Here is a 20,775-nt window from a genome sequence, read left to right as displayed (position 1 = left end):
TGACAAAAGGAATCTAGTTCACTAACATAGTGAATTATGTTCTCTAACCTGTCAACAAAAGCATTTTCAATAAGGATTTCCAATGAGCCTGAACACGGCACTTATCTCTGTCGATCTTGTCGCGTTTCAACTCAGCGAAAAGAACAGCCTTCAGGTACTTGCTCATCAGTTACCAGAAAACAAATACCCCCAGCTCCCGGCAGGAAGAATTGAGCCTGAGAGTGATCACTGTCTGGAAGATACCGCAAAACGGCAGCTGAACAGGCTTACTGCGAACCCTGCCACTTATTTTGAACAGGTTATTACTATTGGTGACAACAAGCGCGACTCTAGAGGCTGGTCATTAACCGTCGTTTACTATGTATTGCTTCACCCAGGTAATGAGCAGTCATTACAAGCTGGAGGCGTGTGGGTTGATATTGTGAATGGCCAGCCTGCCACACCTCTGGCCTATGACCACAGTCAGCTGGTCATGGAAGCACTGGATAGATTGAGGAATAAATTGCAGTACAGCGCCCTGCCCGTTTATCTGCTTCCTGCCGAATTCACTTTATCGGATATTCAGAATGTCTTTTCTGTTGTTCTCGACAAAGCCCCGCCCATGCGCTCGATCCGCAACAGGTTCCTTAATTGCGACCTTCTTGAAGATACAGGAAAAAAGCGTTACGGAAGCAACCGGCCAGCAACCCTTTATAAAATAAACCAACAGTCAGAAACATGGCTGTTTGACAGGCTATATCTAACAACAAAAGTTTGACGTATTCAGTAATTGGAATCATACATCTTGTGTAAATTCATATTCATCATTACAAGTTTTTATTTATTGACATGCAATATGAATAACAGTGACAACGAGAAAAATCCTGCTATTAATTTATTTAGAAAAAACTTTCCCCGCAAATACAGCAAGGGTCACATAAGGCATAAAATTCAATAATGCATTTATATTAGGGAGCGGCCTTCAAAGATGCATACTACTGCACTTCAACCTGGTGAGCATACCAGAACTTCTGTCCAGCTAGCGGGAAATAACCAATCACAGTTAAAATCAGCAACAACGTGGCGACACAGAGAGCTAACACTACCTGGGCAACCTTCTACACGACAAGTTAATATTACCAATGCGCCTACAAACCCTCCTCAAGCAGCTTATGACCTGTCCTCACTTCAAGTTACGACACCACTGACGACATTAGCGCTACCAACACAAACTGAAACTTACCCCAATTTCACTGCATCAACATACCCACCGGTTCCTTTTTTATTTCCCACGCAAGGGACAGAGTCATACTTTACTCAACCAACTTTTTATCCAGCCGCTATCGCCCCTTGCCCCACCCTGACTAGCCTGCCCCCATACAGCACGCCTCAACAGACTATCCCACTTACTATTTTGCAGTCTTATTCCCAAACGCCATTAGTGACAACACCATTTAAAGAAGTTGAAGTTATGGAGATTATGGGACTCATCACTAGCAACTGTGGAAAAACAGTAACGGCAAAGGTTGATGGTATTGCAAGAAATCAGAACTACGGTACAGGAAATATTCAGCTAGGAAGATTTAATCTAAAAGTAGGTCTGCACTTCTCATCACCATTTACAACCACAGACCGCAGCTCATTTATAATACAGGGAAAACTTTCTTTTCCATCAACACAAAAAATCAGCCAATACTTATACAGTCAACCTTTAGGCTGTTTTTGTGACAAAGACCAGCAAAAGCAGCCAATCAGTAGTATTCCTATTTTTTTGAAGTGCGATAACGCGGAATTAACATCAACTACTCAGTCAACAGTTCCAACTGATGCCAATGAGTCACAGGAGCCAAACCAAGAAATATCAAAAATAAGGGATCATCTGAAAACCATGAACGGCCAAAGAGTCAATGCAAACATAGTATTCTTTGATCACAAACATGTTGGCGGAATAGCTTGCCACACAGATCCAGCATCTGGATATCTTACCTATTTTATGTTCAAGACACCTCCAGAGTATTCATCAATACCAACCCCCACACTCAGGGATACTTTTAGCTGCTTAGAGGCTACTATAAGTCACTCTATGAGCGATACGGAGTTATCCGGTTATGTTGAGTCACTGGGTTCAGAAAGCTTCCAGAATCAAGACACTAAAAGAAAAGGAGAAATAAGGTTATTTTCACACGATATTATACTTTTAAACACTTAGCTGAAAATGAATGAAGCATAAATTCGTAAAGATCACCTAAGTTGCGAGCACTACCAATTTCACAACAAAAACAAAATGAAAAAACCACATATTTATATATAAATACTTACAGATAAAGAGTGATGAGTAATATCGAAAAACATTGCATTTGCTGAATCAAAAAACACCTCAAAAAAACAATCAACAACCTATTATAGGTTACACTCAAAAAAACCAGAAATAATAATCAATAAATGTACCTATTATTAACAACCGATTTAAAAAATGTAATAAAAATTTAATCAAATGAAATCCTATAAAAACGGCTTATCATCAATAAATAAGAGCAGATAAGACATCCCACTAATCTATACAGCTATCAGGCTGTTTTAAACAGGCACAGTGACTTACAATGAACAACAGTCCATACCCACCAATCCCCGCTCCGCCGGGATTTGGCCAATACAGCCTACCAAATCAACCTCAATTTCCTTACCCTCTCCCTCAAACCTCACCCGCAGGGGCTCCTAACTGGCAGGGACGGGATGCGCAACTCTTACAGCCATTTCAGCCCATATACTTTCTAAACCATCAGGGACAGATGTATACTTACGCGTATAGCCACAGCCACACTGGTCTTAACAGTGCAACCATTGCGACTGTGCAACCACAGTCACTCCTAAATACAGTATCTACATCTGCGTCTTCCAAAACACCTCAAAATCCTATGTATACACCCAGTTCATCAGCCGTCAGTGATCCCTACATTCCACCCACCAGATCCTCATCACATAATCCTGAGCAAGTAAAAAGAAGATGCCTCGATAGTAATTATCAACTACCTGTTACAGCTAAAAACCTCCCCCCTCAACAAGGCATTGCACAGACTTCAAATACATCAGCACCCAATAGAACAAATGAAACATTTGAGGGCTCAGGAAGAGCTAAAAAAAATGACAGCGGAGTTCTGCTTGAGGAATACGTTAGCAGCTCAGATGAGATTCACTCCAACCAACAAAGAACCACTCAAACACAAAAGCAAAAGCATGCTCCATTTCTACAAACTCCAGACTTTCAAAATCAGCAATCCTATGACTTACCTATTCAGACCCGGCAATGTTCTGAAGTAATGCAATGCTTACAGCATTTTCAAAACAAACGTATTTATGGGGATATTCACTTTGTCACACCCTATCAATCAGCAGGTGTGGGCAGCGGTCAGATTGGCCATCTTCCTGCTAAATTCAGAATCACTTTTCCCGAAGCATTTAAAGCATTAACCAAAGAACAGATGATGAACATGAGGGTAGAAGGAAATTTAACATTAAACCAGAGCAAACTAGTTGAATATGTTCAACAAACCTCTGAAGGAACTTTAAACAACCTACTTTTTCAGAAGGCAAAGGGTGCAAGAGATATTCCGATCTGCTTACAGGCTACTGCCTTAATTGATGAAGCCAATAGAAAAATAACACCTGAAACTCAACAAATACTAACCCACATTCAATCGCTTTTCACACACCCGGTAACAGCAGACATTATCTTATTTTTTAATCAACACCAAGGAGGCATCGCCCGCCATTATGATGAAGCAAGTGGTATCAGTACACGCTTCCTCTTCAGACTACCTGATGAACAATTCAAAAACATTCCAGTACATGAACTGAAAGACCAGTACACTAAGCTGCAGGCACAAGTAAATGAGCTCAATGAGGATAGATTAAAAAACTATGTTTTAGCGTTAGGGTCTGAAGTATTTATGAGAGACTTAACAATACATCGGATAATGCTGCGCTCAAGCGAGGTTTCTTTTCTACCAAATGAGAGCCAACAGCAATAAGCTGCTGGCCACAAAACACTTCGTTAACGCTCAATCCGCCAGGTCGTCCCTTCCCTGCTGTCCTGAAGGATAATTCCCTGGGCAGCAAGCTCATCACGGATACGGTCTGCTTCAGCGAAGTCACGATTCTTTTTGGCGTCGTTCCGTTGCTGAATCATGGTTTCAATCATGGCTTCATCAACATCCGCACCTGACTTCAGAAATGCTTCCGGATCCCGCTGCAGAATACCCAGAATGCCGCCCAGTTTGACCAGCAGTGCTGCCAAGGGAAGTGCTGCCACTTCATCCTGACTGCGAACGGTGTTGAGGTGACGCACCAGCTCAAACAATACGGCAAGTGCTTCTGCAGTATTGAAGTCATCGTCCATGACCTTGAAGAACCGCTGCTCAAACTCATGATCTTCTGGTGCAGACACCCCATTCAGGTCAAGACCTTTCAAGGCAGTGTACAAGCGCTCAAGGCGAACACCCGCTTCTTTCAGGCTATCTTCGGAGTAATTAATCGGGCTCCGATAGTGACTGGAGATCATGAAGTAGCGAACCACTTCCTCATCGTACTTATCCAGAACTTCACGGATGGTAAAGAAGTTGCCGAGGCTCTTGGACATCTTCACATTATCGATACGGATGGCTCCCGAGTGCATCCAGGTATTGACAAACTTGGCATCGTTACAGGCTTCACTCTGGGCAATTTCGTTTTCATGGTGGGGGAATTTGAGGTCAGATCCACCACCATGAATATCAAAAGTATCACCCAGACAGCATTTACCCATCACTGAGCACTCAATATGCCAGCCGGGTCTTCCTTCGCCCCAGGGTGATGACCAGCTGGGTTCGCCTGGCTTGGCCGCTTTCCACAGCACGAAATCCAGCGGATCTTCTTTCTGCTCTTCCACCTCAATTCGGGCACCGGCTTCCAGCTCTTCAAGCACCTTGCCGGAAAGCTTCCCGTAACCAGCAAACTTGTGAACCCGGTAATAAACATCACCATTACCCGGGGCATAGGCAAACCCTTTGTCGATCAGCTGCTCGATCATTTCAACCATGCCCGGCACAAATTCGGTTGCCTTTGGTTCATGGTCTGGCGGCAGGTTACCCAGTCGCTGAAAATCTTCCTGCATGGCTGCGATCATACGACCGGTCAGCGCCATAAAATCCTCACCGTTTTCTGCCGCCCGGCGAATAATCTTGTCATCCACATCCGTGATATTGCGGACATAAGTCAGGTCGTAACCACGGGCACGCAGATAACGGGCCACCACATCGAAAGCCGTCACTGTCCGCGCATGGCCAATATGACAGTAGTCGTAAACCGTCATACCACAGACATACATGCGTACGTGGTTTCCATCCAGCGGGGTAAACGGCTCTTTCTTACGGGTCAGGCTGTTATAAATCTGCAGCACTTTATCTGTATCCTTTCTGACTGTGAAAGTATTACCAATACTCGATAGATATTAACTTTCACTGTTAAAGCGAGCGGAGCTTTACGCTCTGAATTGTTTTTACAGAATTGCTCAATAAAGCCAGCTGTCGGGCTGGCTCCCAAAATAGAGAGCCAGCCTGCTTAAGAAGCTTATTACAAATAAAGATATAATCAGGCTTTATTTGCCCAGGTATCTTTCAAGCCAATGGTCAGGTTAAACACTGGATGTTCGGCTGAGTGGTCACAGCGGTCTGCAACAAAGTACCCTTCCCGCTCAAACTGGAAGGACTGCTCTGGTGCCGCATTCACCAGCGATGGCTCGACCCATGCCTGTGTTATCTTGAGAGATTCTGGATTCACATGACTCAGAAAATCTTCTTCACCACGATCCGGCGCCGGGTGGCTGAACAGGCGATCATAGATTCTCAATTCAGCCTGCTTGCCATGAGTTGCCGAAACCCAGTGAATAACACCACGAGGACGAATACCTTCCGGTGGATCCTCACCCACAGTCCCAGGAACATAGGAGGCATGTACCTCAACAATATTGCCGCTGTCATCACGGATCACTTCATCTGCCTTGATGACATAAGCACTTCTCAGGCGAACGTAATCACCAATCACCAGGCGCTTGAACTTCTTCCGGGAGAGCGTGGTGTCTTCGGTAAAGTCTTCCTGATCAATAAAGATTTCCCGGGTAAACGGCAGCGTTCTCTGCCCCAGCTCCGGACGATTCGGATGTGCCGCTGCCGTCATCTCCTGCACCTCGCCTTCCGGCAGGTTCTGGATTACCAGCTTGAGTGGAGAAAGTACCGCCATGGCACGGGCAGCGTTCGTATTCAGGTCATCACGAATGGCATGTTCCAGCATGGATACATCAGCGGTACCATCGGAACGGCTCACACCCACCATCTCAGAAAAGCGACGAATGGAATTCGGGGTATAGCCACGACGGCGCATACCGGAGATGGTTGGCATCCTCGGGTCATCCCAGCCGTCTACCACACCTTCATCCACCAGCTTCTTCAACTTCCGCTTGGAAGTCACGGTGTAATTCAGGTTGGTTCGGGCAAACTCATACTGTCGCGGCCTTGCAGGTACCGGCAGATTATCCAGAAACCACTCATACAGAGGGCGGTGATCCTGAAACTCCAGGGTACAGATGGAATGGGTAATATACTCAATGGCATCTTCCTGACCATGAGCAAAGTCATAGCTGGGGTAAATGCACCACTTGTCCCCCGTCTGATGGTGAGGCACCTTGCGAATTCGATAGAGAACCGGGTCCCGCATATTCATATTGGGGCTCTGCATATCGATTTTCGCCCGCAGGGAAGCTTTGCCCTCCTCATATTCACCGGCACGCATTTTTTCAAACTCGGCCAGGTTTTCTTCAACAGACTTGTTTCTGTCTGCGCTCTCAACACCCGGCTTATTGAAATCACCCCGGTTAATGCGCATGGATTCCGCGTCCTGATGATCAACATAGGCCTTGCCTTCACGGATCAGGTGCAGCGCCCAGCCATAAAACTGGTCAAAATAGCTGGATGCGTAGCGAACCTCACCGGACCATTGGAAGCCCAGCCAGCGGATATCTTCCTGAATGGCATCCACATAGACCTGCTCTTCTTTCTCCGGGTTAGTATCGTCAAAACGGAGATTACATTCACCCTGGTACTTTTCTGCCAGACCAAAGTTAAGACAGATAGAGGTGGCATGGCCAACATGGAGAAAACCATTCGGCTCTGGAGGAAAACGGGTATGAATACGACTGACCCGGCCTTCTGCTAGGTCTTTTTCAATAATCTGTTCCAGAAAGTTTCTGGCTTTTTCGGTAGCAGTCATTGTCACTGATGCATCTATGAGAGGTTACTGGCGAATACGGTTTATACACCTACGCCATAATCGGCTGAGACTAACATATCTGCAAATCCGGGAAAATAACTCATTACCCCGCAACAAAATTTACTGGACAGGATTTCGGTATTTACAGACGGATCGATTCCACAGGGAATAGTAGACAGTATTTAATACCAATATTAAGGAACCGGTTTGACGAATAGGTTTTACACTAGTACGAGAAACACCTAGAATCCGTGGTTTTCCTGACTCTCCAAGAGTTTATGGACATTATTTAACAAGAGTGGTGCCCCCTATGATGGTTGTATTACACACAAACTTCGGTGATATCAAGCTGGAACTGGATGCTGAAAAAGCACCAAAAACCGTTGCCAACTTCCTTGAGTATGCCAAAAGCGGCCATTTTGATGGCACCATTTTCCACCGTGTTATTGATGGCTTTATGATTCAGGGTGGTGGCTTCGAGCCAGGCATGGCTCAAAAGTCAACCAAGATGCCTATTGAAAATGAGGCCGACAACGGCTTGAAGAACGAAACTGGTACTATAGCCATGGCCAGAACCATGGACCCACACTCTGCGTCGGCGCAGTTCTTTATCAATGTCAAAGACAATCACTTCCTTAACCACAGCGCTAAAACCAATGATGGCTGGGGCTACTGCGTATTTGGTAAAGTGACTGAAGGCATGGACATCGTCAACAAGATCAAAGGTGTTAAAACCACTTTCCGTGCTGGCCACCAGGATGTTCCTGTGGAAGACGTGGTTATTGAGTCTGCTGAAGTTCTTGAGACTGTGGAAAGCGCCTGATGAAGGTTCTGTTTATTTCAGACCTTCACCTGACACCAGAATGCCCGGCTGTTGCCCGGGCATTCTGCCATTATCTATCGGATCGTGCACCACAAGCAGATGCTCTCTATATTCTGGGTGACTTTTTTGAGTATTGGGTGGGTGACGATGCCATGGATGACTTTCAGCATGATATTGCCCGACGGCTTAAACGATACACAGACACTGGCAAGGCAGTTTACCTGATGCCAGGAAACCGTGATTTTGCCATTGGCAAATCATTCCTCCGGGAAACGGGTGTAAAATGGCTGAAAGATCCGACCCTGATCAACATTAATGACCAGAAAATCCTGTTGATGCATGGTGATTCGCTCTGCACCCAGGATCAGCAATATCAGCGATATCGCAGAATCATCCGAAATCCTCTGGTCATGACCATACTGCGAATGACTCCCCTCTCCTATCGCAAGAACCTGGGCCAGAAAATCCGGCAGAACAGTAAAGCGGCCAAAGTTGGCAAAACACTGGATATTATGGATGTCACACCATCTGCAGTTATTGATGTCATGGAGAAATTTCAGGTCAACACCATGATCCATGGCCATACCCACCGACCTGACATTCATGAAGTTGCTTTAAAAAAGGGTACCGGAAAGCGTTATGTACTGGGCGACTGGACGGACAAAGGCTGGGAAATAGAGCTAAATGAACAGAGACTATCCATGAACCAGTTCCCTATCCCCGAATAACCCCTTGTTGAACCACGAAGATCACAAAGAAAAGCTTTTTCCTGCCTGCGTGAGCCTTATGAGCTCCGTGGTTGAAATATTCTCAGGCAGGAACCCCGCTATGAAAACAAAAATGATGGTCTGGTGACTCTATAGCATCCTGCTCAATCCCGGCAAAAATCGCCACCCGATCAGCCACGGACGCCCCATTGATGGCCTCAGCCAATGTCAGATAGTCCTGAAAGTGTCGGCTTTCGGACTTCAATAATGACAGGTAGAACTTCTTCAGTTCATCATCCAACCAGGGAGAGAGCGCAGCAAAGCGTTCACAGGAGCGGGCTTCAATAAAAGCGCCCATAATCAGGGTATCTACCAGTCTGAATGGTTCAAAGGTTCTGATTGCAGTGCTTAACTGACCAGCATAGCGGCCGGCACCCAGATGCACATAAGGAATGTCTCTACGTGCCATAATGGCCAGAACCTGCTCATAATGCCTTAACTCTTCACGAGCCAGCCTGGACATTTTATTCAGCAGGCTTAACTGATCTTCGGTTTTAAGCTGCAGGCCAACTTTCTCTTCATTGGAGTGACTACTACCCCGGTTTTGCCCAAATTTCCCGGTCCGGTAACGACTCATGATGGCCATCGCTGATTGAGCAGCCTTCAGCTCATTGTTGGCATGATCCACCAGTATCACAGCAAGGTTTTCGGGTTTTCGGGCTTCTTCAATCCATGCCTCAGGCGTTGGACAGGGTAAGAATTCAAGAATGGGAGAAATATCGGTCATAACTGGCTCACTTAGCTGAGCCAGCATGGTAACACGAACAACTCATGGGTAGGAGAGTGTTAAAGGGAGGTATCAACGCCTTTCTTTTTCCTGTGCAGCATGATATCGAGTAACCCCATAATGAAAGCTGAAGCGACGAATGTAAGATGCATCAACACTGACCACATCAACTTATCATTCGGAACATTGACCGCATTCATAAATACTTTAAGCAGGTGTATAGATGATATGGCAACAATAGAGGCTGCAACTTTGGCCTTAAGGGATCCTGCATCCATTTTGCCTAACCAGCTCAGCTTCTCAGCCCCCTCATCAAGGTCAATTTTAGAGACAAAGTTTTCGTAACCCGCGTACATCACCATCACAATCAAACCACCAACCAGAGCAACATCAACCAGAGTCAGCACCTTTAGAGTCACTTCATTCTCGTTCATACTGGAAACATTGAGCAGAAGATAAGTGACACTCTGAAAAAACTCGATCAACAAAGCGATTAGAACCAAGCTCAGACCAAGGTAAATCGGAGCAAGAAGCCAGCGGGCAGAATAAAGCATTTTTTCAAACAGTTTTTCCATAAAGCAGCCAAACCAATAAATACAGCAATCAATTTTTCGGAGAATACTATCACACATATCACCGGCAGGATTATAAAAACTCCTATTGGAGAAGACGACAGATATTGACTAACTTGAACAGGCACTCACACCATCTTTACCTTTATTCTGGATGGCGACATGAACCGCTTTTTTATTGCAGCAATATCTCCAATACTCCTGTCTCTGGCATTAGGAACCCATGCTGATCTAGCAAAAAACTCAATTTTTGACCAACAGACAGCTTCGGGAGGAAAAAGAACGTATATCCAGGTGCTTGAACCTACTGTGGAACAACGCGTACAAAGCAGCGAGCTGATAACACAGACACCGGAAGCAGGCGAAGTCACGCTGACTGACAAACAGAACACCCAGTACTATGGCACCTTCACCATGGGAGCTCAAAAGCAGCAGTTTACGGGGGTGCTGGATACAGGTTCAAGCAATATCTGGACCCCGGAAATTAACTGCAACACACCGGGCTGTGAAGGTAAGGAAAAATTCAACCCCAACCTCAGCAGAACATTTTCCAGCAATGACCAGGCTCTCTCAATTCAGTATGGTACCGGCAGCATGCAGGGTTACGTTGGCTATGACACCGTCACATTTGGCGGCATCACGGTCACCAACCAGGGCGTCGGCCTGGCCAGTCAATTATCGGATAACTTTCAGAACTCCCCATTTGATGGCATCTTTGGTCTTGCCTACAAGTCCATAGCCAGTGACCAAGTCACACCCTGGATGGATAATGCAGTAGCACAGGGACTGATTCCAAAAGCCATTTTCTCTTTCTATCTATCCAACACTCCAGCCAATGGTGCAGGACGTCTGATTATCGGTGAACCGGACCCAGACTATTATCAGGGGGACATCACTTGGCACTCCATGCAATCCCTTGAGACAGGCGGCCCTGTCGACTTTTACTACAACATTGCCTTTGACAGCATTGCCGTTAATAACGACAGTATTCCTCTGAGCTGTCAGTATAAAGGTCACTGCAGAGCCATTGTTGACTCTGGCACCTCACTGATCGTAGGGCCAGCCAATGATATTGCCAGCATCCAGAATGCCTTGACTATTAATCCGGACTGCTCAAATCTCCATGAACAGCCCGACCTTGTTTTCACTATTGATGACATCAGATATACCGTTACCCCCGAGTTTTACGTCGTCAAACAGGTAGACTGGTGGGGCCAGGAGCAGTGTACTGCAGGACTGGCGCCTGGAAACCAGAACTTCTGGATTTTCGGAGATGCCTTTATGCGGGGCTTCTATGTTGTGTTTGACAAAACTGACAGCCGGGTTGCATTCGCTAAACTGGCAGAAAAGCTTGCTGCGCCCATGGAGCTGAGAAAGCATTTTACGTCGCACTTGATGCTCACTTCAGGCCTGATACAACAGTAAGAAAAAACCGCTGCCAGATCACTGACAGCGGTTTTGATTCCATCAATAGCTCTGCATATTAGAATCGATAGGCTACACCAGCCATATAGACCCAGGGATCCAGTGACACATCGATTTTGTAATCCCCAGCAGGTCCTTTAAAGGTTCCTGTAGTGTCAATATCCATGTACCAGACGGCAGCATTAAGGCTCCAGTTATCAGCAACCTGATAATCAAAACCAACCTGAGCAGCTAGCCCAAGCGAGTCGTCAAGTTCAAGACTATTAAAGGTAGAATCCGCACCATTAATGAATTTTTCACTAAAGAAGATTGTATAGTTCAAACCCAAGCCAACATATGGCTGAAACAGAGAACTGTTATCCATTGGATAATATTGGACACTTAACGTTGGTGGCAGGTGCTTCACTTCAGCAAACTCACCAAGTGCTGAAAGCCCACCTTTACCCTGTAACTTATGAGAGAACGGAGTAGCTGCGAGCAATTCAATACCGATATTATCCTGAATCATATAAGTCAATGATAAACCCAGTTGAGTCTCATTATTGACATCTACTTTTGAATCAGCCTGCTCTACTCCTGCTGCATATAGGTTTCCACTATCCACATCTGGGTTCACACTGGCCAGACCGCCGCGAACAATAATGTCGCCAGTTTCATAAGCCTGGGCAGCACCTGACAGCAGTGCAGTTGCGCTGATAATTGCAAGAGAAAGGGATTTGATCTTCATTCCTTGTCCTTTTTGTTATTAATTCACGGGAAATGTAAGATGATGTTATTGTATAAACTTCAAGCAATAAATTTATTGACACAGATCAAATCACCAAAAGGAACAACCAATGTCGCAAAATCTCTTTTGTTAATGTAAATTTTCATGAGATAACATTCACATACTCCTAACTGCACAGTATTTTATTGATCGTAATCATAAAAACATCAGTTACGCTCATGCATGATGGAACTATAACAAACAGAATATCCAGCAAGAGAGGAAAAATTATGCGTGGAATTACCAAGGTTCTGGCCGTTGTTGATACCAGAAAGGACCAGCAGCTTGCCCTTGAGCGGGCCAGCCAGATCTGTCGGGTAACCGGCGCTGCCCTGCATATTCTTGCTCCAAACCCCAAAGCGGACGGTGAGTCAATGGTTCGCCTGGAAGCACTCGCTGAGCCATTAATGGCTGAGGGTCAGGAGGTCTATCTTCATGAAACGTGGAATGGTTCCGTTATAGAAACCATTATTCATGTGCGTCAGATGGAACGTTGTCACCTTGTTGTTAAAGATGCCAAGTTAATCACTGCCATTCAGAAAGCATTTTCAACACCTGAAGACTGGAGTCTGCTACGTCGCTGCCGGGTTCCTGTCCTGCTGGTTCAGGATAATAGCGACTGGACTCAAGGCAAAATCCTCGCTGCCATTAATGCCGACCCAAGGGACCATTATCACAGTGTGCTTAACCAGGCGATTCTGCAATACGCAACTGATATCGCCAATGAGTTCTCATCAGAGCTGCACCTGGCCACTGCTTACCCGACCACCATGCTGGCGATTCAGGACCATGGTGATGGACGGACTGACAAGGACTATTACGAAAAGCATTGTCAGGAATATGCCCGGGAGTTCAATCTGAATGAAGACTATTTCCATATTGAACCGGGCCCAACCGAGACCATGATCCCCGCACTACTGAAAGAAACCGATGCCAAACTGCTGATTCTTGGAACTCACGCAAGAACCGGTATTAGCGCCCTTGCAATCGGCAATACCGCTGAACAGCTTATCTCTGAGGTCAAGACCGATATACTGGTACTTCAGCCTAAACACCACATGATCCCCCTGGAGCGTGAACTGGGCAAGTAAGCCGACATAATAGCTGCCAGCCCCCATGCTGGCAGCTATCTCAAAATAAATTCATCTCTTTCTGTAACGAAACCGGATAAAGCGCCTAAAAACTTCTATATTGTCTTATCAAGGTTTTTCTCCCTTCACAGATTTTTCAAGTAAGAGATACACTTCAGACTGATTGTGTTTCACCACCTGCCCAGGTTTTTCCTGAGCCGAGCGAAGCCAGAGGCGAATCATTCGCCTTCTGGTATTTTCTTTCCACATAACTGGTAATTCCCTGAGACTGGATATGAACAAGAAAGAACTGGTTGAGCAAGTCGCTGAACAAGCTAACCTGCCCCGAAGCAAGGCCGAGCTGGTTGTCAATGCCTTTATCAACAACACGCAGGAGACACTGGCAAGCGGCGATATCGTTCAACTTATTGGTTTTGGCACATTTTCAGTAGCAGACCGGGCGGCCAGAAAGGGGCGTAATCCGCAGACTGGTGAAGAAATTCATATCCCCGCCTGCAAGCTGCCTCAATTCAAGCCGGGCAATAAGTTCCGGGAAATGATCAAATAGATCCACCATCACTGCATTTCTGAAACTATTCTGTAAATAGTGAAAAAGCGCCAGTAAGGCGCTTTTTTCTGAACGGATTGTCAGGCTATCTATGCCATTGCTCTCATCACATTGAGAATGGCTCTTTTCTTCATCAGGTTCATTCGGTGTAACTGTCCGATAATTTCACCATCCACTTCAGAATCACTGATTACCTCATCAGAAGTGGTCAGGTATTGATTACCACGCCCGGTAGCCAGCCACTCGAAAGATATCTCAAGGATTTCAGCCATTTTACGGAGATTATCAAGACTGGGACTACTCATGCTGGTTTCCCACTGGGCCAGCGCACTTCTGGACACACCGATCAAATCGGCCAGAGCCTGCTGCGAAAGCTTCTTGTCTTTACGGGAGCATAAAATCCTTGTTGTCAGGTTCATCCTTGCACACTCTCGAAAGGTTCAGAAAGATATCCATGCCAGCAAAACACACAGATACTTCAACACATAATTAATTCACTATGTGATTCGGCCATTTCTTTAAAAGCGTTAGATTCAGCTGATGAAGGGAGAATATGGGAAGGAAAGCAGGCCACGGTTAGACCATGGCCTGAACAAGAGTATTACAGTGCCAGCATCAGACCAGCGATAGTTGCACTCATCAGATTAGACAGAGTACCAGCGGCTACCGCCTTGATACCCATGCGGGCAATATCCTGACGGCGGTGAGGCGCCATAACGCCCAGGCCACCCAGGAGAATAGCAATGGAAGACAGGTTAGCAAAACCACACAGTGCGAAAGTGATGATGATTTGAGTACGCTGTGACAGCACTTCAACACCCGCAGCGGCAGCAGCTTCAGGGCTGAGGTAATTCACAAAATCCATGTAGGCAACGAACTCGTTTACCACCAGCTTCTGGCCAATGAAACTACCCGCAGTCACAATTTCATTCATTGGCACACCAATCAGGAATGCCAGAGGGCTGAACAGATAACCAAGAATGATTTCAAGACTCAGATCAGGGTAATCAAAGAATCCACCAATCCAGCCCATGATACCGTTAATCATGGCGATCAATGCAATGAAGGCCAGCAGCATGGCACCAACGTTAGCGGCCAGCTTCATACCGGAAGAAGCACCAGAAGCAGCTGCATCAATCAGATTGGCTGGCTTTTCGTTGCTGCCTTCTTCATCAACCAGCTCAGAATCATCCGGTGTATCCGTTTCCGGCTTAATCATTTTAGCCATCAGAAGGCCACCAGGTGCCGCCATAAAGCTTGCTGCGATCAGATACTTAAGCTCGACACCCATGCCTGCATAACCAGCCAGAACAGAGCCTGCAACAGAAGCCAGACCACCCACCATAACGGCAAACAGCTCAGAATTGGTCATACGGCCAATATAGGGTCTGACCACCAGTGGAGCCTCAGTCTGACCGACGAAGATGTTCGCTGTTGCAGACAGAGACTCTGTACGACTAGTACCAAGTAATTTCTGCAGTGCACCACCCAGGAAGGTAACGACTTTCTGCATGATGCCCAGGTAATACAGAACCGCAACCAGGGATGAGAAGAAAATGATAATCGGCAGTACGTTAATGGCAAAAATAAAGCCAACCTTAAAGTTACCCAGATCACCAAACAGGAAACCAATACCCTGATTGGCGTAACTGATCACATTACTTACCGCGTTGGAGACACCACCAAGAATTTCCTGACCCAGGGGAACATAAAGCACCAATGCTCCCAGTCCGGCCTGAATGGCAAAGGCACCACCTACCGTTCGCAGGTTGATCGCTTTTCGATTATCGGACAGTAAAAAGGCAAGTGCCAGAAGGCTGGCAATACCTACCAGGCTCATAAGTATTTGCATGGGAACAGGTTACCTCAGATGGATGATCGGTGCCGACCGGTTACCCGGTCAGAACTATAGATAATTCGCGGGAATTGTATAACCTGATTTACAAAAACAGAACAGTTATCTGACACAACTGTTCAAAATTAAAACAACTTCAGAGCAAAACATTGAGCCAAATCAACAGATGGAAAATAAATCAAACGATGATCGGCAACTATCTATTGAATAATATAATTGATCATGCATTCAAATAAATCGTTGCCTTTACACACAAACAAAGCAATAGCCACCATCATTCAACAGAATATCACCAAGAATGATCACACCAATAACTAGTCAGCTGGATCATACAGCTGGATGATGCTTGAAAAGTCCTGTGTGCTACCCGAACGAATTGAATGCATTCTGTACAGATTATCGGCAAGAGAAGCCATGGGGGTTGCGGTCCTGCTACCGGCAGCGGTATTCAGAGCCAAACCGAGATCCTTGGCCATAAGCCCCACCATAAAACCACCCTGATAACCATTACTGGCCGGTGTCTGAGGCATGACACCTGGTACCGGATTATACTTTTCAAGTACCCAGTTCCCGCCTGAGCTTTTATTCATGATTTCTGAGAGTACTGCTGGATCAAGACCATTATCGATACCCAGCTTAAGTGCTTCCGAAGTACCTGTCATAAGAATAGCCAGAAGCATATTGTTGCAGATCTTTGCCAGCTGCCCCGCGCCGGCTCCACCAGCATGGAAGATATTCTGTCCCATTACCTCAAGATACGGTCTGGCCTGCTCTACGGTCTCAGCATTGCCTCCCACCATAAACGTCAGTGTTCCAGCTGCAGCACCGGCTGTACCACCTGATACGGGTGCATCAATAAAGCCGATACCCTGCTCTTCTGCCTGCAGACCGACTTTTTTAGCCACATCAGCCTCTATGGTGCTGCAATCAATAACCAGACAACTGCAATCAATGGCTTTAAAGAGACCATCACCTCCCAGGTAGAGTGATTCAACATGTTTGCCAGCGGGTAACATACTGATCACCACACTGGCACTCTCTGCAGCCTCTTTAACGGACTCGGCCTTTGAGCCTCCGGCTTGCTCCAATTGATCGAGAGCCTCAGGAACCAGATCAAAACCACAGACATCATACCCGGCTTTCACCAGGTTCTGAGCCATGGGACCACCCATATTGCCAAGGCCGATAAATGCAATTTTTGTCATTATTATGATCCTTATTCAAAACAGCCGGACTCAATGCGGTCTGATGAAAAGCTCTGCGGGAAGAGCCTCTATTGCTTAATTACTCGTAATACCACTCAGGTTTACGCTTCTCAAGAAACGCGCTGACACCTTCCTGCTGATTCTTGCCACTAAACAACTCAAGGAATAGCTCTCTTTCCGTTGGCAGTGCTTCCCTTGAGAAACCAGAGCGTCCCATCTGCACCAGCTTTTTACACGCTCTCAGAGCGTCAGGACTCTGCCTGCCAGCATCACTCGCCAGGGCTTTTGCCCGCTCAAAGCTTTCACCTGTGCCCACCATTTCCTCTATAAGCCCAATTTTCAATGCTTTTTCAGCATCCACTTTCTCTCCACAGAGGATCATACGCTTGGCCCAGGCCTCCCCTACCAGCAGGGTAAGGTTCTGAGTTCCGCCGGCACAGGGTAATAGTCCTACAGCGGCTTCCGGCAAAGCCATGATGGCTCCCTCTTCAGCAATACGCAGGTCACAGGCCAAGGCCACTTCCAGCCCTCCCCCCATGGCATAACCGTTGATCGCTGCAATACTGAGCCCTGTAAAGTCACTGAGAGCTTCAAAAGCCCTGCCAAAGCTTTCAGCAAATGGACGGGCTTCATCGGGAGTCAGGTTATCAAAGCGTTTCAAGTCAGCACCGGCACTGAAAAACTTCTTTGAAGCCGAGGTGATAACCAGGGCAATCACATCGGATTTACGGTTCAACTCTTGAACAATCCGTTCCAGTTCATCAAGACTTTCAGGAGTCCAGGTATTCGCCGGAGGATTATCCAGTGTAAGAATCGCGGTACGACCTTCATAGGCGAGATGCAACACTTCAGACATGATCACTGTAACTCCATACCAGTTTGTGAAATGCTCTCAGAGAGCAAACGACGTGCGACAATCAATCGCATAATTTCATTGGTTCCCTCAAGGATCTGGTGGACCCGGTTGTCCCGTACATGTCGCTCCAGAGGGTACTCCTTGATATAGCCATAACCGCCATGAATCTGAAGCGCTTCATTACATACCTGGAACCCGATATCCGTAGCAAAACGTTTAGCCATGGCACAGTAGGCCGTCGCTTCAGGATCCTGATGATCCAGTTTGAAGGCCGCCAGCCGAACCATCTGCCGGGCAGCCACCAGCTCCGTATTCATATCCGCCAGTTTGAACTGCAATGCCTGAAAACCTGCCAGTTCGCGACCAAACTGCTTACGCTCTTTCATATAGGCACGTGCTGTGTTGAGCGCCTGCTGCGCTGTACCTATAGAGCAAGTGGCGATATTGATCCGACCACCATCCAACCCTTTCATCGCGAAAGAGAAGCCCTGACCTTCCGCTCCCAGCAGGTGGTCTGCCGGTATACGAACATTATCAAATGAAATCAGCCGGGTTGGCTGGGCATTCCAGCCCATCTTTTCCTCTTTCTTACCGTACTGGATACCTTCCAGATTGGCGGGAACAGCAAAGGCCGAAATACCTTTTGGACCGTCTTCACCGGTTCTTGCCATGACCAGTAGCAGATCGGTACTGCCAGCTCCTGAAATGAACATTTTCGAGCCATTGAGCACGTACTCATCACCCTCAAGTACGGCTCTGGTTTTCAGCGATGCAGCATCACTGCCAGCGCCAGGCTCGGTAAGACAATAGGATGAGAGTTTACTGCCACTGACCAGCCCTTCCCCCCAGTCTGCTTTTACCTGGTCGGTGGCAAATTCACTGATCATCCAGGTCACCATATTATGAATGGTGATGTAGGCGGTTGTTGCCGTACATCCCATAGCCAGCTGCTCAAAAACAATATGGGAATCCAGCCTGGAAAGCCCCAGCCCCCCCATAGACTCATTGGTATACAGGGCACAGAACCCAAGGTCACCCGCCGCCTTGATCACATCAACCGGGAAATGAGAATCAAGATCCCATTGCGCTGCATGGGGGGCTAGTTCGGCATCGGCAAATTGCCGGGCCAGATCACGAAAAGCGATCTGCTCTTCAGAAAGGTTGTAATCCACGACTTCAGCCTCTTGTTCTTATTGACAGCAAATGACCGGAAGGCTCATTCGATATAAAAAGAAAGGGCCAAAAAGCCCTTTCACTTTATCAAACCATTTCCACAGCAATGGCAGTCGCTTCACCACCACCAATGCAGAGTGAAGCAATACCTTTTTTACCACCGGTCTTCTTCAATGCATGGAGCAGTGTTACCAGAATTCTTGCACCACTGGCACCCAGTGGATGACCAAGGGCACAGGCGCCACCATTAATGTTGACCTTGTCATGATCCAGACCCAGCTCACGAATAGCCATCATAGCTACTACGGCAAACGCCTCATTCACTTCAAACAGGTCTACATCACTGGCCTGCCAGTCAATTTTCTCCAGCAGCTTACGAATACAGTCTACCGGTGCAATGGTAAACTCTTCAGGCTTCTGGGCATGGCTCTGATAACCAAGAATTCTTGCAATGGGCTGTAAACCCTGAGCTCTGGCATCTTCTTCTCTCATCAACACCAAAGCTGCCGCACCATCGGAAATAGAGCTGGAATTTGCCGCCGTGACCGTCCCGTCTTTGGTAAAGGCTGGACGCAACTGACGGATTTTCTCCGGCCTGGCTTTACCCGGCTGTTCATCAATTTCGATCAGGCCTTTCCGGGTTTCAACAGGCACAATTTCCTCAGCAAAAGCACCAGAGTTGATCGCTGTATTGGCCCGTTCCAGAGAAGCAAGGGCATAATCATCCATAGCCTCACGAGTCAGACCAAAACGATCTGCGGTTTCCTGGGCAAAGACACCCATGGCCATCCCCCGGTAGGCATCCTCCAGGCCATCAGTAAACATATGATCCTTTACCTGCCCATGTCCAAGACGCATCCCCCCTCTGGCTTTATCCAGCAGGTAAGGGGCATTGGTCATACTTTCCATACCACCGGCAACCACCAGATCGGCTTCACCGGTTTTTAACTGCGTCGCACCCAGCATGACAGTTTTCATACCGGAACCACAAAGCTTGTTAAGAGTGGTTGTAGGTACATGAACGGGAATACCTGCATTCAATGCAGACTGACGAGCTGGCCCCTGGCCGGTACCTGCTGGCAACACGCAACCCATTAATACTTCCGATACTTTCTCGGGAGCAACGCCTGCCCGCTCCAATGCTGACTTGATAGCAATAGTACCCAGTTCAACCGCCGTGGTAGACGACAAGTCACCCTGAAATCCACCCATTGGGGTACGGGCAGCGGAAACAATGACAATGCTTTCCTGTGATGGGTTGGGTGCAGAAGACATACTGAAACTCGCTTTTTTTGTTATTTATTTTTCTGGTTGAAAGGACAGTGTTCTGTGTTTTTCGCGTAACTGTCTCTTTGCATCATAGCTCTATTGGTACCAGAAAACGATATCAGAGCAAAACTGAAACAGGCAATTCTTCACTATCCATTACGATTCGAGGGCGATTATACGAGTGATTTTCGCGTTGTAGCTCACCCTTTTGAACTACAAATTAAGAATTGATGATTATCTCCAGATGGAAAAACAACAGATCACTGATATTTTTTAAAAGGCAATGTCAGTATAATACCAATTTCATTTTCAAAATATGTCACGAATTCTGCGATTGCCTTTATACTTTAAATAGCCTGTTGTTCATCCCGTTAATGTCATGCCTAAAACTCCCGATTTTCCTGAAAACTTTCACGATGCA

19 protein-coding genes are annotated in these 20,775 nt (G+C 46.7%); 8 read left to right on the top strand and 11 right to left on the bottom strand.

Annotated features, from left to right (window positions below; translation table 11 throughout):
• Positions 1 to 82 precede the first annotated feature (82 nt).
• The 3 genes from AK963_RS07060 to AK963_RS31865 all read left to right on the top strand — a co-directional run bounded on the left by AK963_RS07060 (position 83) and on the right by AK963_RS31865 (position 4,007).
• Positions 83 to 757 carry an NUDIX hydrolase gene (locus AK963_RS07060; protein WP_066014755.1) on the top strand — a complete coding sequence of 225 codons (675 nt, stop codon included), beginning with the start codon at positions 83 to 85 and terminating at the stop codon, positions 755 to 757.
• A 210-nt stretch (positions 758 to 967) separates the two neighbouring features.
• Positions 968 to 2,188 (top strand): hypothetical protein, encoded by a 1,221-nt coding sequence (locus AK963_RS31870; protein ID WP_139117287.1) that lies wholly within the window; start codon positions 968 to 970, stop codon positions 2,186 to 2,188.
• Positions 2,189 to 2,579: 391 nt separating this feature from the next.
• Complete coding sequence (locus tag AK963_RS31865) at positions 2,580 to 4,007, top strand: hypothetical protein (protein WP_139117286.1); 1,428 nt, start codon at positions 2,580 to 2,582, stop codon at positions 4,005 to 4,007.
• Positions 4,008 to 4,030: 23 nt separating this feature from the next.
• Here AK963_RS31865 and cysS read toward each other — a convergent pair whose 3' ends face one another.
• Entirely contained in the window at positions 4,031 to 5,410 is a 1,380-nt protein-coding gene (gene cysS / locus AK963_RS07040) for a cysteine--tRNA ligase (protein ID WP_202969735.1), read from the bottom strand.
• A gap of 194 nt (positions 5,411 to 5,604) precedes the next feature.
• Entirely contained in the window at positions 5,605 to 7,278 is a 1,674-nt protein-coding gene (locus AK963_RS07035) for a glutamine--tRNA ligase/YqeY domain fusion protein (protein ID WP_066014750.1), read from the bottom strand.
• Positions 7,279 to 7,591: 313 nt separating this feature from the next.
• Between AK963_RS07035 and AK963_RS07030 the strand changes: the two genes are divergently transcribed.
• The gene (locus tag AK963_RS07030; protein ID WP_066014768.1) at positions 7,592 to 8,101 is read left to right on the top strand and encodes a peptidylprolyl isomerase; all 510 of its coding nucleotides are present in this window, start codon (positions 7,592 to 7,594) and stop codon (positions 8,099 to 8,101) included.
• Positions 8,101 to 8,829 (top strand): UDP-2,3-diacylglucosamine diphosphatase, encoded by a 729-nt coding sequence (locus tag AK963_RS07025; protein ID WP_066014749.1) that lies wholly within the window; start codon positions 8,101 to 8,103, stop codon positions 8,827 to 8,829. The genes AK963_RS07030 and AK963_RS07025 overlap by 1 nt, the downstream gene beginning before the upstream one ends.
• 82 nt (positions 8,830 to 8,911) lie before the next feature.
• On the opposite strand, the gene AK963_RS07020 is transcribed toward AK963_RS07025, so the two are convergent.
• On the bottom strand, positions 8,912 to 9,595 hold the full coding sequence (locus tag AK963_RS07020; protein ID WP_083232519.1) for a MiaE family protein: 684 nt from the start codon (positions 9,593 to 9,595) through the stop codon (positions 8,912 to 8,914).
• A gap of 59 nt (positions 9,596 to 9,654) precedes the next feature.
• The gene (locus AK963_RS07015) at positions 9,655 to 10,170 is read right to left on the bottom strand and encodes a TIGR00645 family protein (protein ID WP_066014767.1); all 516 of its coding nucleotides are present in this window, start codon (positions 10,168 to 10,170) and stop codon (positions 9,655 to 9,657) included.
• Between the two features lie 159 nt (positions 10,171 to 10,329).
• Between AK963_RS07015 and AK963_RS07010 the strand changes: the two genes are divergently transcribed.
• The gene (locus AK963_RS07010; protein WP_066014747.1) at positions 10,330 to 11,592 is read left to right on the top strand and encodes a pepsin-like aspartyl protease; all 1,263 of its coding nucleotides are present in this window, start codon (positions 10,330 to 10,332) and stop codon (positions 11,590 to 11,592) included.
• 58 nt (positions 11,593 to 11,650) lie between these two features.
• Here AK963_RS07010 and AK963_RS07005 read toward each other — a convergent pair whose 3' ends face one another.
• Positions 11,651 to 12,319, bottom strand: a complete 669-nt coding sequence (locus AK963_RS07005) for an OmpW/AlkL family protein (protein WP_066014746.1) — start codon at positions 12,317 to 12,319, stop codon at positions 11,651 to 11,653.
• Between the two features lie 269 nt (positions 12,320 to 12,588).
• Here AK963_RS07005 and AK963_RS07000 point away from each other — a divergent pair, with 269 nt between their 5' ends.
• Complete coding sequence (locus AK963_RS07000) at positions 12,589 to 13,449, top strand: universal stress protein (protein WP_066014745.1); 861 nt, start codon at positions 12,589 to 12,591, stop codon at positions 13,447 to 13,449.
• 274 nt (positions 13,450 to 13,723) lie between these two features.
• Entirely contained in the window at positions 13,724 to 13,996 is a 273-nt protein-coding gene (locus AK963_RS06995) for an HU family DNA-binding protein (RefSeq protein ID WP_066014744.1), read from the top strand.
• Between the two features lie 89 nt (positions 13,997 to 14,085).
• On the opposite strand, the gene AK963_RS06990 is transcribed toward AK963_RS06995, so the two are convergent.
• The 6 genes from AK963_RS06990 to AK963_RS06965 form a co-directional block, all read right to left on the bottom strand.
• Positions 14,086 to 14,415: a helix-turn-helix domain-containing protein gene (locus tag AK963_RS06990; RefSeq protein WP_066014743.1), complete on the bottom strand. Its 330-nt coding sequence runs from the start codon at positions 14,413 to 14,415 to the stop codon at positions 14,086 to 14,088.
• 182 nt (positions 14,416 to 14,597) lie between these two features.
• Entirely contained in the window at positions 14,598 to 15,848 is a 1,251-nt protein-coding gene (locus AK963_RS06985; protein ID WP_066014742.1) for a NupC/NupG family nucleoside CNT transporter, read from the bottom strand.
• Positions 15,849 to 16,165: 317 nt separating this feature from the next.
• A complete protein-coding gene (mmsB, locus tag AK963_RS06980; RefSeq protein ID WP_066014741.1) occupies positions 16,166 to 17,056 on the bottom strand; it encodes a 3-hydroxyisobutyrate dehydrogenase in 891 nt (296 codons plus the stop codon).
• A gap of 79 nt (positions 17,057 to 17,135) precedes the next feature.
• Positions 17,136 to 17,912, bottom strand: a complete 777-nt coding sequence (locus AK963_RS06975) for an enoyl-CoA hydratase (RefSeq protein ID WP_066014740.1) — start codon at positions 17,910 to 17,912, stop codon at positions 17,136 to 17,138.
• Between the two features lie 2 nt (positions 17,913 to 17,914).
• On the bottom strand, positions 17,915 to 19,084 hold the full coding sequence (locus AK963_RS06970; protein ID WP_066014739.1) for an acyl-CoA dehydrogenase family protein: 1,170 nt from the start codon (positions 19,082 to 19,084) through the stop codon (positions 17,915 to 17,917).
• 88 nt (positions 19,085 to 19,172) lie between these two features.
• Positions 19,173 to 20,360 carry a thiolase family protein gene (locus AK963_RS06965; protein ID WP_066014738.1) on the bottom strand — a complete coding sequence of 396 codons (1,188 nt, stop codon included), beginning with the start codon at positions 20,358 to 20,360 and terminating at the stop codon, positions 19,173 to 19,175.
• Between the last annotated feature and the right edge of the window lie 415 nt (positions 20,361 to 20,775).

This window comes from Endozoicomonas atrinae (assembly GCF_001647025.1).
In the GTDB taxonomy this organism is placed as follows: Bacteria; Pseudomonadota; Gammaproteobacteria; order Pseudomonadales; family Endozoicomonadaceae; genus Endozoicomonas; species Endozoicomonas atrinae.
This window is presented reverse-complemented; position numbering and strand designations above follow the sequence as displayed.